This window comes from Blastopirellula marina (assembly GCF_002967715.1).
Lineage (GTDB): Bacteria > Planctomycetota > Planctomycetia > Pirellulales > Pirellulaceae > Bremerella > Bremerella marina_B.
The window spans coordinates 125,689-142,357 of the sequence record NZ_PUIA01000014.1 but is presented as its reverse complement, the minus strand read 5'-3'; the positions used below and the strand labels follow the sequence as shown (position 1 = coordinate 142,357).

Genomic DNA, 16,669 nt, shown 5'->3' with positions numbered 1-16,669 from the left:
CGTGGGCCACACCAACTCATTTCAGAGGAAGTACCACCATGTCCCACCCCCACGAAACCCCGGAGAGCGAACGCTACCCCACGCCGTACGCCGACCACATTCGAAAGATCGGCGAAGATCTGCTGGAAGAAATCCGCCAGGCCGATCTCGAGATCGAGCGGCTGGAAGCGGAGATTGCCGCGCTGCAGAAAGCGCAAGAGGCGAAAGAGCGAACGCCGCCACCTCTCGATTCCCTCGACCAAGAGATGCACGAGGCCATCCAACAACGACCGAGCGTTCCTCGCTTCCGCGTCGATGCGCACGGCAGGTTCACGCGGCGCGAGGAATCGTTCAACAACCTGCGGCCCAAACCGGTGGATGTCGACGCGATCCTTACCAGATCACTACCCACGCAAGAGTCGCCACCCAACAAGAAAACCTCTCACCCTCTCCCCGCAGGGGCGAGGGGACCGGATCGCGGGGGCTCGGTTGACTACCGGCGGGTACCAAGGTCCGAGCAACACCAGATACCCCAACCCTCACCGCACCCAACACCACCCCGGGGGCCACGCCCAAGTCTGCTTGGGCGTGCTTCTCGGCGGCATGCGTTACCACCGCCAGATCCTGCGGTGACATTACATCGACGGGCAGGCGATACCGCGGACGGCGCTACACTCCACGCAGAGTCCGCGTTGCGGCGATGCACATGTCTTCGCTTTGATCGAAGGACTTCGATTCGGCGATTACGCGGACGATTGGTTCCGTATTGCTCGCCCGAGCAATCAGCCAGCGATCTTTCCAGGTGAAGCGCAGACCGTCCCCTTCGTCGAGCATGGCGTCGGCGTATTGGTGCTTCAGACGATCGAAACCTGACGGCAATGCCTCGGGATCGAGATCGACTTTATGTTTGACGATCTCGTATCGTGGCAAGGCGTCGGCCAGTTTGCCAATCGACTTTTTCTTCTTGGCCATCAGTTCCAGAATGTTGGCCATACCAACGAAACTGTCGCGAATGTAGCCGACCTGCGGATCGATCGGCCCACCGTTTCCTTCGCCGCCGAAGACCGCGTCGCGTAGCAACATTTCCTGCGTCACGTTTGCCTCGCCAACCGCCGAGCGGAAGATCGGGCACTTGAACGAAAGCGCCACGTCTTCGTTCATGCGGCTGGTGGCCCCGTTGATGACGACGGCCCCTTTATGCTTCGCCAGAACGTTTTGCAGACACAACGCGACGGTGTACTCCTCGCCGATGTAGCGACCTTTTTCGTCGATCACCGCCAGGCGATCAGCGTCAGGGTCTTGGCAGAATGCGATATCGTACTTCCCTTGGGCGACCAACTCGGAAATCGATTTGAGGTTCGCTTCGGTCGGTTCAGCCGGATGCAGGAAGACGCCGTTGGGCTCTCCCCCCAGGACTTCGACTTCGCAGCCGAGCTTTTCCAGCAGCTTTACACCGACGATGCTGCCGGAGCCGCCGTTACTGTCGAGCAGGACTTTGAACTTTTTATCTAGAATCGGTATCGCGGTGATCGTCGCGAGGATCTTTTCGATATGGGCGGTGGTGGTGTCGACGCAGGCCGTCGTACTGCCGATTTCGTCCCACGGGGCCCACGTGATTGGTTGGTCTTTGTAGGCCGCTTTGACCTGGGCACCTTTTTCCGCCGAAATGACGCGTCCATCGGCCCCCATCAGCTTGATGCCGTTGTATTCCGGTGGGTTGTGACTGGCCGAAATCTGGATGCCGCCGGTGCAGCGATTTTCGCGAACCAGAATGCCCACGGTGGGGGTCGCAGCGACACCAACATCGATCACGTCGCGGCCCAGCAGGTTGATCGTTCCCTTAACGATGTCTCCCAGGGCCCAGCCGCTGGGACGACCATCGCGGGAAAGAAGAATGCTTCCCTCAGGCAATTGTTCGACAAATGCCGATACGTACCGGCTGATCGTCTCCGGTGAAAGGCTCAATCCTAAAATTCCGCGTAATCCGGACACGCTGATGATTGGTTCTTGCATCGTGCTTCGTCGGCTCGGCAGTAGTAGTAGTTTCAGGGCAATCGAGAGAGCTTCCCTACTATAAAACATAATGGGCACTCTTGGCGTGACCGTTTTCTTCGTTGCCCCGTGAAAGTGAAGAATTCACGTCCCGCCGCAGGGCCCAATTGATGATCCGTAAGGGGTTCCTTTAAAATTGGGGAATTCCTGTAGACCTAACAAGGGGACGACCATGAGCGGCAGCGACATCGACACCACAGCACTTCTCGAGCAAGTTAAGCAGGCCACGGCCGACGGAAAAATCACCGCCAGCGCTGCCGAGAACATCGAAATCTGGCTCACCGAAGACCGCTATGCCCGGTACGCCGGTCAGGTTGCCGAGCACATCACCGGCGGCAAGTGGAAAGAACTGGACGACGCGTTCTGGACGATCATCCCCTTCGGCACCGGTGGCCGTCGCGGCAAGATGTATCCGATTGGATCCAACGCGATCAACGAACGCACCATCGGCGAAAGTGCCCAAGGGTTGGCCGAGTACGTGAAGGATAACGTCGAAGGGGAGCTGTCGTGTGCGATCGCCTACGATACCCGCCACCGCTCGCGCGAGTTTGCTGAACTGTGTGCCCGGATCATGGTTTCCAACGGCTTCACGGTTTACTTCCTGGACGACTACCGCAGCACGCCGGAACTTTCGTTCCTGGTTCGCTACAAGAAATGCTCGTGCGGCATCATGGTCACCGCCAGCCACAACCCCCCCAGTGATAACGCCGTGAAGGTGTACTGGTCGACCGGCGGCCAGGTGATGCCTCCGCACGACAAGAAGATCATCGACAACGTGATGAATGTGCAGGAAATTCCGCTCGGTGTGGAATTCGACGCCGCAGTCAGCGATGGCAAGGTCGTTATCTGCACGAAAGAAACGGACGAAGCGTTCATCAGCAATGTCGCCCAGCAGAAGTTCGACGGCCCGCGTGACCTGAAGATTCTGTACTCGCCGCTGCATGGTGTGGGGGCTTCGGCCGTGATCCCGGCTCTTGCCGCCGACAACTTCACCGACGTCACCGTCTTCGGCCCACATGCCGAACCCAACGGCGACTTCCCGAACGTGCCAGAGCACGTTTCCAACCCGGAAAACCCAGCCGTCTTTGACGCTGCGATCGCGCAGGCCAAGACCGACGGCACCGAGCTGATCCTGGCAACCGACCCCGACTGCGATCGTGTTGGCTGTGCGGCCCCCAAAACGATGGACACCACCGGTGAATGGGGTACCTTCACCGGCAATCAAATCGCGGCCCTGCTGTGCGATCACGTTTTGTCGGAACGAAAGAAAGGTGGCGGGCTCACTTCCGATCACTACATCGTCAAAACGCTGGTCACCACCGAGATGGCTCGCCGCATTGCCGACAGCTACGGCGTGCGAACCTGTGGCAACCTACAGGTTGGCTTCAAGTGGATCGGCGGCACGATGGATGCTGAAGGGCCAGATAAGTTCCTGTTCGGCTGCGAAGAATCGCACGGCTACCTGGTGGGTCAGTATGCCCGCGATAAGGACGCCGCCGTAGCTTCGATGCTGCTGGCCGAGTTGGCCGCTAAGTGCAAGGCCGAAGGCCAATCGCTGCACGAGAAGCTCGAATCGCTGTGGTGGCAGCATGGTTACCATGCCGAACGCCTGCTCAACCAGAAGATGCCTGGCAGCGAAGGGATGGCCAACATGCAGAAGCTGATGGCCAAGTTCCGCGAAGAACCACCACAAACGGTCGGCGGCCTGAAACTGCTGGCGGTTCGCGACTACGGTAGCGATACCCTCACCCTGGCCGATGGCACCAAGAAGCCCCTCAACGGCCCCAGCGGCAACATGGTGATCTTGGACCTGGAAGAAGACAACTACGTCGCCGTCCGACCTTCCGGCACCGAGCCGAAGGTGAAGTTCTACATGTTCACCTACGTCGCCGCCGAACAGCTTTCGCTGCTGTCGATGGCCCAGGAAGCGATGGAAGAACGCCTCGACGCCTTCGAGACCGACCTGAAGGCGTTCGCCGACAGCGTTTAAGAGAAGGACGATTCGGCGCTGGATGGACCACACGGTCCAAGCCCCAACAAACTAGTCCCCTCTCCACCGTCCGCGGGGGAAAGGGGACAGGAAAGAGACTACGGCTTTGCTTTAACTAGCTCGGCTACCAGCGGGGCGATATCGGCGTGGTAGGTGAAGCCTTCCTCTTCGCTGGCGGCCTGTTCGTTATCGAAGCGTTTGGCCAGCTTGCCGTCGCGGCCGTACACCAGCACCGCCGGAGGCGCGGCCAGTTCCAGCTTCTTCAGCATCGTTTCGGAATCATCCGCGGCGATAATGTTGTCGAAGGTTGCTCCGACATGCTGGAGAAACGGCATCACCTTGTCCTTGTACGTTTCGGGACCTTCGTCGGCCAGGCCGATGTAGTCCAGGCTCACCGTGATGCACTTCACGTCGTCGCCGGGATATTGGTTGTGCACGTCGACCAGCCCTGGCAGTTCCTTGATGCACGGCGGGCAATCGGTCGACCAGTAGTCGACCACCACCACCTTGCCGCGGTACGACTCGACCAGCATTTGGATCCCTTGGTAGTCCATGACCTTCACGGCGATTTCGGTGGTCTTCCCGGCCGAGACATCCACCGTTTCCGCTGGCGCGGTCATGGCTGGTTGAGGTCCCGATCCTTTGCCACATCCGCACACAGCGACCATCAGCCCGAACACTAACCAGCGCGTATTCATAATTCGACCCGCTTCCACCTTGTGAAGTTTACGCATTACGATATTCCCACAGGGGGATTATCCATCCCCGTTTTTAGCCTAGCCGCTGGGGGCCTAGCAACCAGGGCCGCCGTTTTGAACGCAAGTAACATGGATTCCGAATTCGACGCCGATTCCGACTTCGAACACCTTCGCCACAAGCCCCCGACGGCGCTCGATCAGCCGCGCGAGTTGATCGTGGCCTGCTGTCCGATGCGCAGCAACGTGAACATCTCGCGCATCGTGCGGGCCGCTTCCTGCTGTGCGATCAGCAAAGTGGTGGTGTGCGGCAATGTGAAGATCGATCCGAAGATTGCTCGCGACGGTGCCGAGAAGCTGCCGATCTCGCGTCATCGCAGCCTGGCTCCTGTTCTGCGAGACCTGAAAAAAGAAGGCTACATGCTCGTCGGTCTCGAACAGACGACCAATTCGCAAGACATCCACCACTTTCCGTTCGTGCGAAAGACGGTGCTGGTAATCGGCAACGAACGCCTGGGCATCACCGACGACATTTTGACGCTGCTTGATGCGACCGTTGAAATCCCCGTGTATGGGATGCCCTATAGTTACAACGCCGCGACCGCCACGTGCATGGCGTTGTATGAATTTTGCCGACAGTTTCCCGAAGGGTAACGGCAAGCTCGCCTATACGCACACCGGCTGCTGTTGGTTCGCGACTTCGTAGAACTTCGCTGCTCTCAGTCGGTTAAGCACTGTCAGCGATTGTCCCTTGCTGGCAATCGGTTTACGATGCGTGGAGCGCAAACCTGTCGAGACTCGTGGACGATCGCAAGTAAAACTCATGACATTCCGCACTCCCCTGCTCTGGCTTCTTGCTTTGTGCCTGGTCGTTGGCTGCAACGGCACGAAAAAGAAGGAACTTCCCAAGATCGAAACGCCCCCTCTTTCGATCACCATCGTCGCCGACGAGCCGATGGCCGAAGCCGTTCGCCGCGAACTGGCAGCCCGGACCGAAGAGAAGATCACCGTCGAGGTCGTCACCGAAGAGGTGCTGCTGGGTCAAAAGCGATTCACGAGAGACCTGCTCATTTATCCTCCGGCGATGATGGGGGAACTCATCCAGCGCGATTGGATCGCTCCCCTGCCGTCGGGCACGCTTGGCAGCGAAGAGTTGAAGCTGGATGACGTTGCATTAGGGATTTCCCAAACCGAAACACGCTGGGGATCGAAGCCGTACGCGTTGCCATTGGGCAGCCCGGTGCTGATGCTGATGGTGCGTGCCGATCTGCTGAAGCAGCTTAACCTGGATGTTCCGAAAACCTGGGACGAGTACGCTACCGCCGTCGAAACGATCCAGCAGAGCGATCTGCTCAAAAGTAGCGATACGATCGCGGCGGCCACGCTCGAACCGCTCGACGAAACATACCTGGCAAACCTGTGGCTGGCCCGCAGTGCTGCTTACGTGAAGCATGGCGAGAACCTTTCGACCTACTTCGATTTCACTACCGGCAAGGCTCGCATCGATACGCCTGGCTTCACCAAAGCCGCCGAGCAGTTGGCCGCATCTGCCCGCACGATTCCCGACGCGTTCAACTCGCTCGATCCGAAAGCAGCGGCCGAGGCGTTCCTGGCCGGCAAGTCGGTCATGGCAATCGGCTGGATCAACAAGCACACCCTGGTGCCAGAGACGGTGCCGGAAGATATCATGTTCGCCCCCCTCCCAGGCTCACACGAAACGTACAAAACGCCTGAGAATCAATGGCTTCCCCGCCCAGGCAATCAGCCCGAAAGCATCCCGCTGTTGTCGACCTCTGGCATGGTCGGTTCCATCTCGTCGACATCAGGGCAAACGATGAACGCGGCGAATCTGCTGGTTCTGCTGACCGGGCCGGAACTGATTTCCCTGATTTCGCCCCCTTCGGAGCGAACCACCCTGTGCCGCGTCTCCTCTTTACCGATGGCCGACGCGTGGATGCCACCGAGCCTGCCAGGCACCGCCCTGAGGCAATACGCCCAGGTCAGCCTCGAGCAGTTACAATCGCCCAGGCACCTCTCGGCCCTGCGAATCCCGGGACGCGCGGCCTATGAAAAGGTCGTCCGCGAAGCGGTCCAAAAGACAATGGCCAGCGACCAATCAGAGGTGGAAACGATCTGGAAAGAAGCGGCCCAAGCCTGGGATAAGCTGTCCGCAGAATCAGGCCAAGCAGAACACATCAAAGCCTTCCGCAACAGCCAAGGGATCGGCGACAACGCGTTCTAACAAGGGCGCCAACCACAACATTTCAAACTAGACGAAGGCCCAACCGCCATTTAAAATCAACCAAACAACCTGGGGCTGTAGCTCAGCTGGGAGAGCGCTGCGTTCGCAATGCAGAGGTCGTGAGTTCAATCCTCATCAGCTCCACTTATTTGCTTTCTAAGTTTCTGAACCGGCTTGGGACCGAATGGCCTGAGCAAGATTTCTATTGAGAGTCCGACCGTTTTCTTGATCTATGGGGAAACGGGTTGCACGTTGACTCTACGCTTCACACTGCCGAGGGTGGCAGTGGCAGATGCTAGTCTTTTCTTTGGCTAGGGTCATCCTAAACGTTCTTTTGCTCTTTCAATCATTTAAGCACGCATTGTACGGATGCCCCCAATGGAAATATCCCTCTCACACGTGTCCGATTCGCCCATTACTGAAACTTTTCGGGTCGCGTTTCACTCCAGCACCGAGCGGTGTTTGCTTCCATATCCGAACATAACCGGTTTGACGTTTACAGACGCTCACGGAAAAATCGTCGCGCAATGGCGGACGCGGTTCTTGATTACCGTACCACTTGATGATTTCGTATTGGATCCTGACGCGAGAATCGCTTTCGATCTCTATGCAAACATTAATGGCAGTTACGACCAGGCTCGCTGGATGATTGACCTTCCAACCGGCACATACAATGTCCACTTTGCGTATCGCGTCGACCGTGATACGAAATGGTATGACTTTCTCGCCAAACGTTCTCGGTTCGCAGCACTAACCCCAATTTGGCGTGGAGAAGTACAGTCGAATACCATTCCGTTCACAGTAAGCGCCGACCACACGAAAAACGCAGGATAACAATACAATGAACTGGAGCGGCGAATTTAATTGGGTTTGAAGAGGAATATCTTTCGTCACAGCAAACCCAAGATTCCACGTGACATCACCTTTTCTGCTTTCTATACTTCGAATACGAAGGACACGACGAGTCTTCGCGGACTAACTTCGCTGGCGGGGCGATGGGGTCGTGTTTCGGTGTGACACATTCGACCCGTTTAGGAAACATTTCATGTGTCGATTCTTGCGATGCGTGCTGCTTTGCACCGGACTGTTTTCATTCGCAGCTAGTGCCAGCGCCGAGACTCCCTCCGTTGTGCGCGGTCCTGCTTTGCCAGGCACCAGCCTGTTGGAGATGGAAGGGGACGGGGCGGAGATTGCTTCGCAGATGGTTGCCGGGATCGATCGGTTTCTACTGCAGGAGATCGCGGATGCACCGGGGAAGCGTTCGCAGTATTGGGAGCGTGACACTAGTTCGCCGGAAGCGTATACGCGGTCGATCGAGAAGAACCGGCAGCGGCTGGCGGAAGTGTTGGGGGTGCGGGACGAGCGCCTGCCTGAGATTGCATTTCAGCGCACGGCCAGCGTGAATGAGCCGTTGGCGCTGGCATCTTCGGAGACCGTCGAAGTGATCGCGGTGCAGTGGCCGGTGTTTGGGGCGATCCATGGGGAAGGCTTATTGCTGCGGCCCCAAGGGAAAATACGCGGGTGCATTGTCGCGATCCCTGACGCAGCCCAAACGCCTGAGCAGTCGGCTGGTCTCGAACCAGGCATCGCTCCGTCGTCGCAGTATGCTCGGCACCTGGCCGAAAGCGGCTTTCAGGTGGTGATTCCGACGACCATCACGCGCGAACGCGGACTTCTGAAATTCGATGGACCGCGACAAAGCCAATTGCCGGGGCGGGAACTTCTATACCGGTCCGCTTTCGAACTGGGTCGGCATTTGATTGGGTACGAAGTGCAAAAGGTGTTGGCGGCGGTTGATGCTTTTACCCAGGAGGGGACGCAGCCGATCGGGGTGATTGGTTACGGCGAAGGAGGGATGCTGGCCCTGTACGCTGGTGCCCTGGACGAGCGCATCGATTCGGTTGGGGTGAGTGGCTATTTCACTTCGCGGCAGAAGATCTGGGAGGAACCGATCGACCGCAATGTGTTTGGCAGGCTGCGGGAATTCGGCGATGCGGAGATTGCCAGCCTGATCGCCCCCCGTCGCCTGGCGATCGAAGCGGCCGCCGGACCACAGGGCGATCTGCCCGGCGAGCATGGCTCGGCCCCAGGCACACTCGTGTCACCCTCGTTGGAAAAGGTAATACAGGAAGCGCGACAAGCCCGCGCACTGGTGGGTGATCGCATCTCTGATTCGTGGCTTACATTGACCAGCGAAGAAGAAGGACAAGGGGCATTCGGATCGCAGCGTTGGCTCACGCAGTTTCTCATGGGCCTCAAATCCAGCGAGTCGCTGGTGACCACCACGCAGTTACCAGAATACGATGGCCAGCCGATCGACAAGCAAGCCCGGATGGTTCGTCAGATGGACCAGATCAATCGCCAAAACCAGGTGATTCTGGCCGACAGTCCCGCGGTTCGCAGTAGCTACTTTCGACCAGATACTTCTTCATTAGCCGCGTTTGAAAAGAGTGTCGCGCCGTATCGCGAGGCGTTTGAAACGGAGGTGATCGGCAAGTTCGATCGCCCCCTGTTGCCGGCCAGTCCGCGTACCCGGCAGATTTATTCCGAGCCGAAATGGACCGGGTACGAAGTCGCTCTCGATGTGTTTCCGGAGGTGTTCGCGTATGGCTTACTTTTGGTACCAAACGATCTCGCCTCCGACGAGAAACGCCCGGTCGTGGTTTGCCAGCATGGTTTGGAAGGTCGCCCGGATCACTTGATCGGGGATGAGAAGTTTGGGGCTTACCAGGCGTACGCGGTGGCGCTGGTCGAGCGAGGCTTTGTCGTGTTCTGTCCTCAGAACCCGTACATCTACCAAGATCGTTTTCGCACCTTGCAGCGGAAGGCCAACGCGTTGGGCACGACGTTGTTCTCGATCATCGTTCCGCAGCACCGCCAGATTACCGCCTGGCTCAAGACGCAGCCGTTTGTCGATCCGGATCGCATTGCCTTTTACGGCCTGAGCTACGGTGGCAAGTCGGCCATGCGAATTCCTCCTTTGGTGCCTGACTACTCGGCGGTGATCTGTTCCGGCGACTTCAACGAATGGGTCGACAAGGTGGCCTCGACCCGCAACCCGCGAAGCTACATTTGGACCGGCGAGTACGAGATCTTTGAGTTCAATCTGGGCAATACGTTTAACTACGCCGAAATGGCCGGGCTGATCGCTCCGCGCGCTTTCATGGTCGAGCGCGGACATTTCGACGGTGTCGCCGACGACGAAAAGGTGGGGCACGAGTTCGCCAAGGTACGCCACCTCTACGCGGCGAAGCTAAAGATCCCCGAACAGTGCGAAATCGAATGGTTCGACGGAGGCCACATGATCAACGGCCAGGGATCGTTCAACTTCCTGCACCATCATTTGCAGTGGCCCAAGCGATAATCTGAGGCAGTTAACCGCGTCCATCCGCGTAATCCGCGGTTAGTCCTTCTTCTCCACATTTTCTCCGCCAAAGATTTACGACGGGTTCTGCGCCGCGTATTTTTGTTCTTTAGATCTAACCGCGGATACGCGGTTCGTACCTCCTCACTACATCTTCCGACGACCAGGTGACGCTCAGAACGGTCCGGTGCTAGGCTCTTCAATGACGTCACAAGTCAATCCCATCGTACCGTCTACAGCGTTTTGAAATCGGGTGATCCAGTCTTTGAGCTCTTCCGGACGGTTGCGATTGTAGTACATCCGAACATCGAGTCGATCTTCTCCGGTCACGATCACACCAACCATCAAGTACGGCTCATCGGCATAGGAGATACTGGCTAATGATCCGTCGTAGAGATAGGAAGAGCCATCTTGCTTGCAACCGAGGGAACGAAGAATGGAGTCGAGCTCTTGCAGGATGTTCAGTTTTGGGTCCGTCCGACTTACGTCCGCAGCGGCTTGCACCACCAACGGTTCAAAGTCATCTGGAGTTTGATCGAAAAGGCCCGGGGATTGCGAGCATCCAATCCAGAATGCAATCAACAAAATAGCAACCCGTTTCATGGAAACCATGAACCTCAACATCACGTATCGCAAGTGGCGGTGTATTAGCTTGGAGTTCTATCCGCGCCCATCTGCGTAATCCGCGGTTAGTCCTTCTTCTCCACATCCTCGCTTGCTTCCAGCTTCTTCTCGAGTTCGTCAAGCTTCTTCTGCAGCGAGTCGTTCGACTTTTCGAGATCTTGCATTTGTTTGCGGAGTTCGATCAGTTCGGTCGGCTGCGGGGTGCTTTGCTTGGTGATTGCGGCCAGGGCACCTTCGGCGGCTTTGGAAAGCTCTTCGTTGTGCGAGGCATCGGCGTAGGCTTGCAAGATTGGGCGGGCATCTTCCAGGCCGAGTTTACCCAGGGCTTCGATCGCTCCCTTTTGCACGTCGTTGCGGGCATCGTTCAGGTGGGGAGCAATATGCTCCAGCGATTGCAGCTTTTCCGGCTTCTCGTCGCTCAAGCTGGCGAGGGTTCTCAGCAGACTGGCCAGGCCGCGGGTCGTGTAGCTGTCGGCATGCAGGGCTACCTGTTCGGTCAGGTCTGGGACATACTGCGACGAACCGCTCTTACGCATCGCTTCGACCGCGGCTTCGGCGATTTCGTTGCGGAACGACTGCTTGTCGAGCGAAGCAATCAGGTACTGCGTGACCGGTGCGTCGGAATACTTGGCCAGCCCTTCGATCCAGGCCGCGGCAATCGCCGGGTTCTTTTCGGCCTGGGCGGCTTCCAGCAGCTCGGCAACCTTTTCGGGTTGATAGTCGCCGACGGTCGCTTTCACCAAGGCCAGGCGAACGCGGGCATCACTGGGCATCGCCGTCTTGCGAATCGCGGCTCGTGACTCGTCGCTATGGATCTTGCCCAGGGCCTCGGCGGCTTCGACGCGAACGCCGAAGAACGGGTCGGTTTCCAGGGCCTTTTGAATGGCGTCGATCGCTTTGTTCGACTTTTTCTTGGCCAAGGCACTAATGGCCAGGATGCGGCCAGGAGCACGCTCGGCGTTTTCGAGTTCGCTGATCCACAGGTCTTCCGGCTTGTCGAAATCAACCTTGGTCAGCAGGGTGTACTCGGGATCGAACTGCACCATCTCTGGCTTGCTGGGCAGCGCGACGTAGAAGTCGTGCTTGGCGTCGGTGATCTCTTCGGTATGCAGGACCATCTCGCCGTCACACAGGAAGGCGAACGTGGCGGGGAAGTGAAACAGCATCACGTCGTCGTCCACCTTTTGGGTTTGTTCGAGCGTGATCTGAGCGAGCGAAAGCTTCGGATCAAAGCGATAACGAATCTTCAAGTCAGGATGGCGGGCATGGTACACCCACTGATCGAAGAAGCGATCGAACGTTCGCCCGCTGGTTTCTTCGAAGGCGGCTTGCAGTTCCGGCGTGGTAACGGTCGTCAGGCCGTGCTCTTTTAAATAGCTTTGAATCGTCTCGCGGAACATCTCTTCGCCCAATTGGCTGCGAAGCATGTGCAGCACCCAGCTTCCCTTGGGGTAGGCTCGGTAGTCGAACTGTTCGCCTGCGTTGCGGTACTTCTTCCAGACGATGGGGCGTTTGTCGTTCGCACCGCCGGGCAGAACGCGATTGGTCGCATCGCGGTACAGACCGTACAACATCGCATCGCGACCGAACTTTTCCCCTTCGTACAGATGGGTGTAGTAGGTGGCGAACCCTTCGTTGAGCCACAGGTGGCTCCAGTCTTCGCAGGTGACGTAATCGCCAAACCACTGGTGGGCCAGTTCGTGAGCGTCGAGCCCGCGCGACGAACGGATGTTTTCAGTAGCCGGGGTGAAGATCGTGTTGTGGGTCAGCGTGGTGATGGTGGTGTTTTCCATCCCACCGGCCATGAAGTCGCGAATAGTGACCTGGTCGTACTTGTGCCAGGGGTACGCGACACCGATCTCCTTCTGATAGAAGTCCATGATCGAGGCCGTATCCTGGAACGAAGCAGCGGCGTGCTTGGAAAGAGTCGGTTGGCTGTAGTACCCGAGCGGAATGTTGCCGGCGGCATCTTCCAGTTTGTCGAAGTAGCCAGCGACGACGCAGATCAGGTAGTTCACGTGCGGCTTGTCTTGCAGCCAGTGAACTGACTTCAGGTTCGTGGCCGGGTCGATACTTTCTCCCAGGTTACGCCCGTTGGAGATCACCGTCATGTCGCTTGGCACGTGGCAGATGACTTCGGTAGTCGACTTTTCGTTGGGGTAGTCGAAGCACGGGAACCATTGCCGGGCATAGTGCGATTCGCCCTGCGTCCAGCAGTGGGTGTCTTCCTTCGGGTAGCCCATCTCCGGCGTGCGGAAATAGAAACCACCTTGCGGCTGGCAGTGATGCTCGATGGTGACCCAGCTTTCCTGACCGACGGGAATGGGTTCGGCGAACGCGATGGTCAGGTCTTTGCTGGTGGTGTCGAACTCGGAGACCGGCGTCGAGGCTTCGATGCTGGTGATCGACAGGTCGACCGCATCGAGCTTCAATACGTCGATCGCTTCACGCAGCGGGACGAAGCGAATGGTGGTCTTGCCGCCGACGGTACGCTCTTTGAAGTTCGGCGTGATGTCGAGCTTGATATGCTGCACGTCGACTTTACGCACGGGAGCATAGTGCGGGCCGTCATTCCCCAGGTCGACCCCAAACGCTGCCCGAGCCGCGCCGGACTCGCAGTAGCGGCACGTGCACTGGGCTTCTTCGGCCAGGACAATCGACTGATGTGCGGCGACAGCCAGAAACGTAGCTGCGGCAACGAGCAAAGTTCGGAGAGAGTTCATGGCGAGTGATTAAGAAGGAAGTTAGTGGCAACGCCGTATCGACTTCACGCCAGAATTACGTGTAACCGACAATCTATGCGCGTTTTCGTAAAATGGATAACCCCAGCCTAATCATCTTTTTGGTCAGGGGAAAGGAGCCCGTACTGTTCACACTTCTTTTTTACGGTGGTGCGGTGGATACCTAAAATGCGAGCGATTGCCAGATATTGGCCGTCACACTGCTCGAGCAGCACCTCAAGCATCTCTTTTTCCGCCAAGGATTGAAATCGGGCCCATAAATTTTCCGATTCCCCCTCACGAAGCTGGGCCTTGGTCCAGTCTCGGATGTTGGTTTCCAGCTGATCGGCCAACGATGTTTCGCCCGGCGAGCCGGTAAACCACTCGCGATCGACCGGCACCGGTAGGTGTTCGACTTCAATCACACCGCTGCGAGCCAGAATCTGGGCATGCTCGACCGCGTTGCGCAGTTCGCGAACGTTGCCGTACCACGGTCGTTTCTTCAGTTCTTCCATTGCCGCTGCCGAGATACGTAGCGGCCGGGCATATTCTTTTTCCAGCAGATGCATGAAGTGATGCACCAGTGGCGGGATGTCTTCGGTTCGATCACGTAGCGGCGGCAGGCTGATTTGGAACGTGTTCAGGCGGAACAGAAGATCGTGCCGAAACGTCCCCTTTTTAACGCACTCGGACAGGTCTTGATGCGAAGCACAGACGATGCGGAAATCGGTTTTCTCGCCTGCCGATCCGCCAACCGGGACGACCTCGCGCTGTTCGAGTGCCCGCAATAGCTTGGCCTGGGTTGGCAGAGGGATCTCAGCAACTTCATCGAGAAACAGCGTTCCGCCGTTGGCTTGTTGCAGAAAGCCCCGTTTGTCTTGCACCGCGTTGGTGAACGCACCGCGAACGTGCCCGAACAGTTCGCTTTCGATCAACGACGGAGCAAGTGACGCGATGTTGACCGCCACGAAAGGCTTATCGTGCCGGGGGCCATAGCGATGAATGGCCCGGGCGACCAGTTCCTTCCCGGTGCCGCTTTCCCCTTGGATGACGATGGGGGCCACGCTGCTGGCGGCCAGGGCAATGCGTTTGAAGACTTCTTGCATGGCCAGGGAAGAACCGACCATGTCGGCCGAAACCCGCTCGGGGCGAACGGCTTCGGCTTCGCTACGCTGCTCGAGCGCGCGCTGGATCACCGTTTGAATGTCTTCGACCGAGAACGGTTTGACCAGGTAATCGAACGTTCCCTGACGCACCGCTTCGACAGCGACTTCCAGGTCGCCAAACGCGGTGATTAGCACCACCGGCGTGTCCGGCGAGATCGCTTTTACCTTCGGCAGTGCTTCCAGCCCCGACATTCCTGGTAGACGAACATCGAGAAACATCAAGTCGGGGTGATGCTCTTCCAGTTGGTCGAGCCCCTGTTCGGCCGACGAGGCGACTCGGACTTCGTGTCCCAGCTTGGTGCCTAGCTTTTCGATGGCCCAGCAGACGCTGGATTCGTCGTCGATGACGTGGATGCTTGCCATGGGGATCATTTAACTCGGCGAGGTAACATGATTTGAAAGCAGGTTTTCCCGTCGACTCGGTACCACTCGATCGTTCCCCCGTGCAGCTCGACAATCTCGCGGACCACTGGCAGCCCCAGCCCGGTACCTTCCGGTTTGGTGGTTACCAGGGGCTCGAACAATTGATCCGCGATTTCGGCAGGCGGGCCCATTCCCTCGTCGCATACTCGAATTGTAATCGATTCTTCCCCTTCGTGCGGAGAGGCCTCGATTTCGAGCCCCCCTGTGCTGGGAACTTCCTTGCCTTCGGCCGCCTGGGCGGCATGTGCCGATAAAACCGCTTCGATCCCGTTAAGTAGCAGGTTCATCAGGCACGTTTGCAGCAGCACCATGTCGGCGTGCATGGTCGCATCGGGCGGAAAATCGACCTTCCGATGTATCGTCAGACCATGATGCTGGGCTTGCGGCTGAACCATCGATACCGTGTTGTCGATCAACTGGGCAATGCTGATCGTTTGCCGATCGATTCCCTGTTTGCGCCCCAGGCGAAGCATCGCTTGCACCATGTGCTCGACCATGGCCATCTGTCGCTGGGCAACCTGCAGACTCTCGCAATCGGGGATACTGCAGTCCAAACGATGCAGCCCCAGGGCCATCTGGCCGCCAGTCATCGCGTTGCGGATTTGATGCGAGAAGCCAGCCCCGATCTGCCCTAGTACCTGGGCGCGTTCCATCGTGCGAACCTTAGTTTCGTACTGCTGCAATTGCTGCGACATCTGATTGATCGCCAATGACAGGTCGCGTAGTTCATCGTTGGTTTGCCCCGGAGGCAGCTCGATGAAGTCCCCTTCGGCAATCGCGCCGACTTGCTTTTGCAGCCGGGCGATCGGCCGCGTGATACGTACCGCCAAATAGCTGGCCACCAATAGCATCGGCCCAACCGCGACCAACCCCAACAACATCAGCGGCCAGAACGACTGGGCCACTCGGCGGTCATAGTTCGCTTTCGGAAAGAGGAGATGCACGGTCACCTCGCCGCTGCCGGAAAAGCGTGACGTCGTGGTGCTGTGAAAGTAGCTGACGCCGCCAAGCTGGATGACTTCGGCCAGATCGACGATGCCTGGGTTGTCGTCTTTCAGCAGTGCAGGAAGTTCGTCAGGCGTGATCGCGGTGGTGGCTCGAATCAACTTGCCGCTATTGTCAGTAACGGCCAACTCGGTACCGGTCAGCCCCTGGATCTGTTCAAGGACCGGCTGTGAGAGGGGAAAGCGTACTTCGGTGAGCTGCTGGTTGATCGCGGCGAGGCGTGCCTGGACTTCTTCGCCGGTCTCGACCTGGGCATACCAGAGATTCAACAGCGAGAGGGCCAGCACGGTGACAAGCGTCCACAGCGTCAGCGGCAAGGTAACTTGGTAAATAAGGGGCCAACGCATCGGCGTCTTTCAGGCATTTGCGGGAAACGATCGTCCAGGCGAACTATTTATTGTAAACTGAA

12 protein-coding genes and 1 tRNA gene are annotated in these 16,669 nt (G+C 57.9%); 6 read left to right on the top strand and 7 right to left on the bottom strand.

All coding sequences use genetic code 11. The features are described 5' to 3' along the window. Together C5Y96_RS27695 and glmM are read right to left on the bottom strand one after the other, a co-directional pair. On the bottom strand, nucleotides 1–266 hold a 266-nt coding region (locus C5Y96_RS27695; RefSeq protein ID WP_214609069.1), incomplete at its 3' end, for a hypothetical protein. A gap of 382 nt (nucleotides 267–648) precedes the next feature. Continuing rightward, nucleotides 649–1,992 carry a phosphoglucosamine mutase gene (gene glmM, locus C5Y96_RS01920; RefSeq protein WP_105349859.1) on the bottom strand — a complete coding sequence of 448 codons (1,344 nt, stop codon included), beginning with the start codon at nucleotides 1,990–1,992 and terminating at the stop codon, nucleotides 649–651. Between the two features lie 211 nt (nucleotides 1,993–2,203). Here glmM and C5Y96_RS01915 point away from each other — a divergent pair, with 211 nt between their 5' ends. Next, nucleotides 2,204–4,021 (top strand): phospho-sugar mutase, encoded by a 1,818-nt coding sequence (locus C5Y96_RS01915; protein WP_105349858.1) that lies wholly within the window; start codon nucleotides 2,204–2,206, stop codon nucleotides 4,019–4,021. Nucleotides 4,022–4,119: 98 nt separating this feature from the next. Here C5Y96_RS01915 and C5Y96_RS01910 read toward each other — a convergent pair whose 3' ends face one another. Continuing rightward, on the bottom strand, nucleotides 4,120–4,755 hold the full coding sequence (locus tag C5Y96_RS01910) for a TlpA disulfide reductase family protein (protein ID WP_105349857.1): 636 nt from the start codon (nucleotides 4,753–4,755) through the stop codon (nucleotides 4,120–4,122). A gap of 93 nt (nucleotides 4,756–4,848) precedes the next feature. On the opposite strand from C5Y96_RS01910, the gene C5Y96_RS01905 reads away from it, so the two are divergent. The 5 genes from C5Y96_RS01905 to C5Y96_RS27565 all read left to right on the top strand — a co-directional run bounded on the left by C5Y96_RS01905 (nucleotide 4,849) and on the right by C5Y96_RS27565 (nucleotide 10,322). Further along, the gene (locus tag C5Y96_RS01905; RefSeq protein ID WP_199188610.1) at nucleotides 4,849–5,370 is read left to right on the top strand and encodes a TrmH family RNA methyltransferase; all 522 of its coding nucleotides are present in this window, start codon (nucleotides 4,849–4,851) and stop codon (nucleotides 5,368–5,370) included. A gap of 169 nt (nucleotides 5,371–5,539) precedes the next feature. After that, nucleotides 5,540–6,958, top strand: coding sequence for an ABC transporter substrate-binding protein (locus C5Y96_RS01900; RefSeq protein ID WP_105349856.1), 1,419 nt, complete (start codon nucleotides 5,540–5,542; stop codon nucleotides 6,956–6,958). Nucleotides 6,959–7,029: 71 nt separating this feature from the next. Then, nucleotides 7,030–7,102 (top strand) — tRNA-Ala (locus tag C5Y96_RS01895). Nucleotides 7,103–7,336: 234 nt separating this feature from the next. Continuing rightward, complete coding sequence (locus tag C5Y96_RS01890) at nucleotides 7,337–7,792, top strand: hypothetical protein (protein ID WP_105349855.1); 456 nt, start codon at nucleotides 7,337–7,339, stop codon at nucleotides 7,790–7,792. Between the two features lie 211 nt (nucleotides 7,793–8,003). Continuing rightward, on the top strand, nucleotides 8,004–10,322 hold the full coding sequence (locus C5Y96_RS27565) for an alpha/beta hydrolase family protein (RefSeq protein WP_105349854.1): 2,319 nt from the start codon (nucleotides 8,004–8,006) through the stop codon (nucleotides 10,320–10,322). A 174-nt stretch (nucleotides 10,323–10,496) separates the two neighbouring features. On the opposite strand, the gene C5Y96_RS01880 is transcribed toward C5Y96_RS27565, so the two are convergent. From C5Y96_RS01880 to C5Y96_RS01865, 4 genes are all read right to left on the bottom strand, one after another. Beyond that, complete coding sequence (locus C5Y96_RS01880) at nucleotides 10,497–10,925, bottom strand: hypothetical protein (protein WP_146115484.1); 429 nt, start codon at nucleotides 10,923–10,925, stop codon at nucleotides 10,497–10,499. A gap of 86 nt (nucleotides 10,926–11,011) precedes the next feature. Beyond that, nucleotides 11,012–13,669 carry a M1 family aminopeptidase gene (locus tag C5Y96_RS01875; RefSeq protein WP_105349852.1) on the bottom strand — a complete coding sequence of 886 codons (2,658 nt, stop codon included), beginning with the start codon at nucleotides 13,667–13,669 and terminating at the stop codon, nucleotides 11,012–11,014. Nucleotides 13,670–13,776: 107 nt separating this feature from the next. Continuing rightward, complete coding sequence (locus tag C5Y96_RS01870) at nucleotides 13,777–15,195, bottom strand: sigma-54-dependent transcriptional regulator (RefSeq protein ID WP_105349866.1); 1,419 nt, start codon at nucleotides 15,193–15,195, stop codon at nucleotides 13,777–13,779. Nucleotides 15,196–15,200: 5 nt separating this feature from the next. Next, nucleotides 15,201–16,607, bottom strand: coding sequence for a sensor histidine kinase (locus C5Y96_RS01865; RefSeq protein WP_105349851.1), 1,407 nt, complete (start codon nucleotides 16,605–16,607; stop codon nucleotides 15,201–15,203). Nucleotides 16,608–16,669 lie beyond the last annotated feature (62 nt).

Excerpts from the sequence above, each read along its gene's own strand:
- glmM (WP_105349859.1), bottom strand. The coding sequence starts at position 1,992 with ATGCAAGAACCAATCATCAGCGTGTCCGGATTACGCGGAATTTTAGGA.
- C5Y96_RS01915 (WP_105349858.1), top strand. The coding sequence starts at position 2,204 with ATGAGCGGCAGCGACATCGACACCACAGCACTTCTCGAGCAAGTTAAG.
- C5Y96_RS01910 (WP_105349857.1), bottom strand. The coding sequence starts at position 4,755 with ATGCGTAAACTTCACAAGGTGGAAGCGGGTCGAATTATGAATACGCGC.
- C5Y96_RS01905 (WP_199188610.1), top strand. The coding sequence starts at position 4,849 with ATGGATTCCGAATTCGACGCCGATTCCGACTTCGAACACCTTCGCCAC.
- C5Y96_RS01900 (WP_105349856.1), top strand. The coding sequence starts at position 5,540 with ATGACATTCCGCACTCCCCTGCTCTGGCTTCTTGCTTTGTGCCTGGTC.
- C5Y96_RS01890 (WP_105349855.1), top strand. The coding sequence starts at position 7,337 with ATGGAAATATCCCTCTCACACGTGTCCGATTCGCCCATTACTGAAACT.
- C5Y96_RS27565 (WP_105349854.1), top strand. The coding sequence starts at position 8,004 with ATGTGTCGATTCTTGCGATGCGTGCTGCTTTGCACCGGACTGTTTTCA.
- C5Y96_RS01880 (WP_146115484.1), bottom strand. The coding sequence starts at position 10,925 with ATGAAACGGGTTGCTATTTTGTTGATTGCATTCTGGATTGGATGCTCG.
- C5Y96_RS01875 (WP_105349852.1), bottom strand. The coding sequence starts at position 13,669 with ATGAACTCTCTCCGAACTTTGCTCGTTGCCGCAGCTACGTTTCTGGCT.
- C5Y96_RS01870 (WP_105349866.1), bottom strand. The coding sequence starts at position 15,195 with ATGGCAAGCATCCACGTCATCGACGACGAATCCAGCGTCTGCTGGGCC.
- C5Y96_RS01865 (WP_105349851.1), bottom strand. The coding sequence starts at position 16,607 with ATGCGTTGGCCCCTTATTTACCAAGTTACCTTGCCGCTGACGCTGTGG.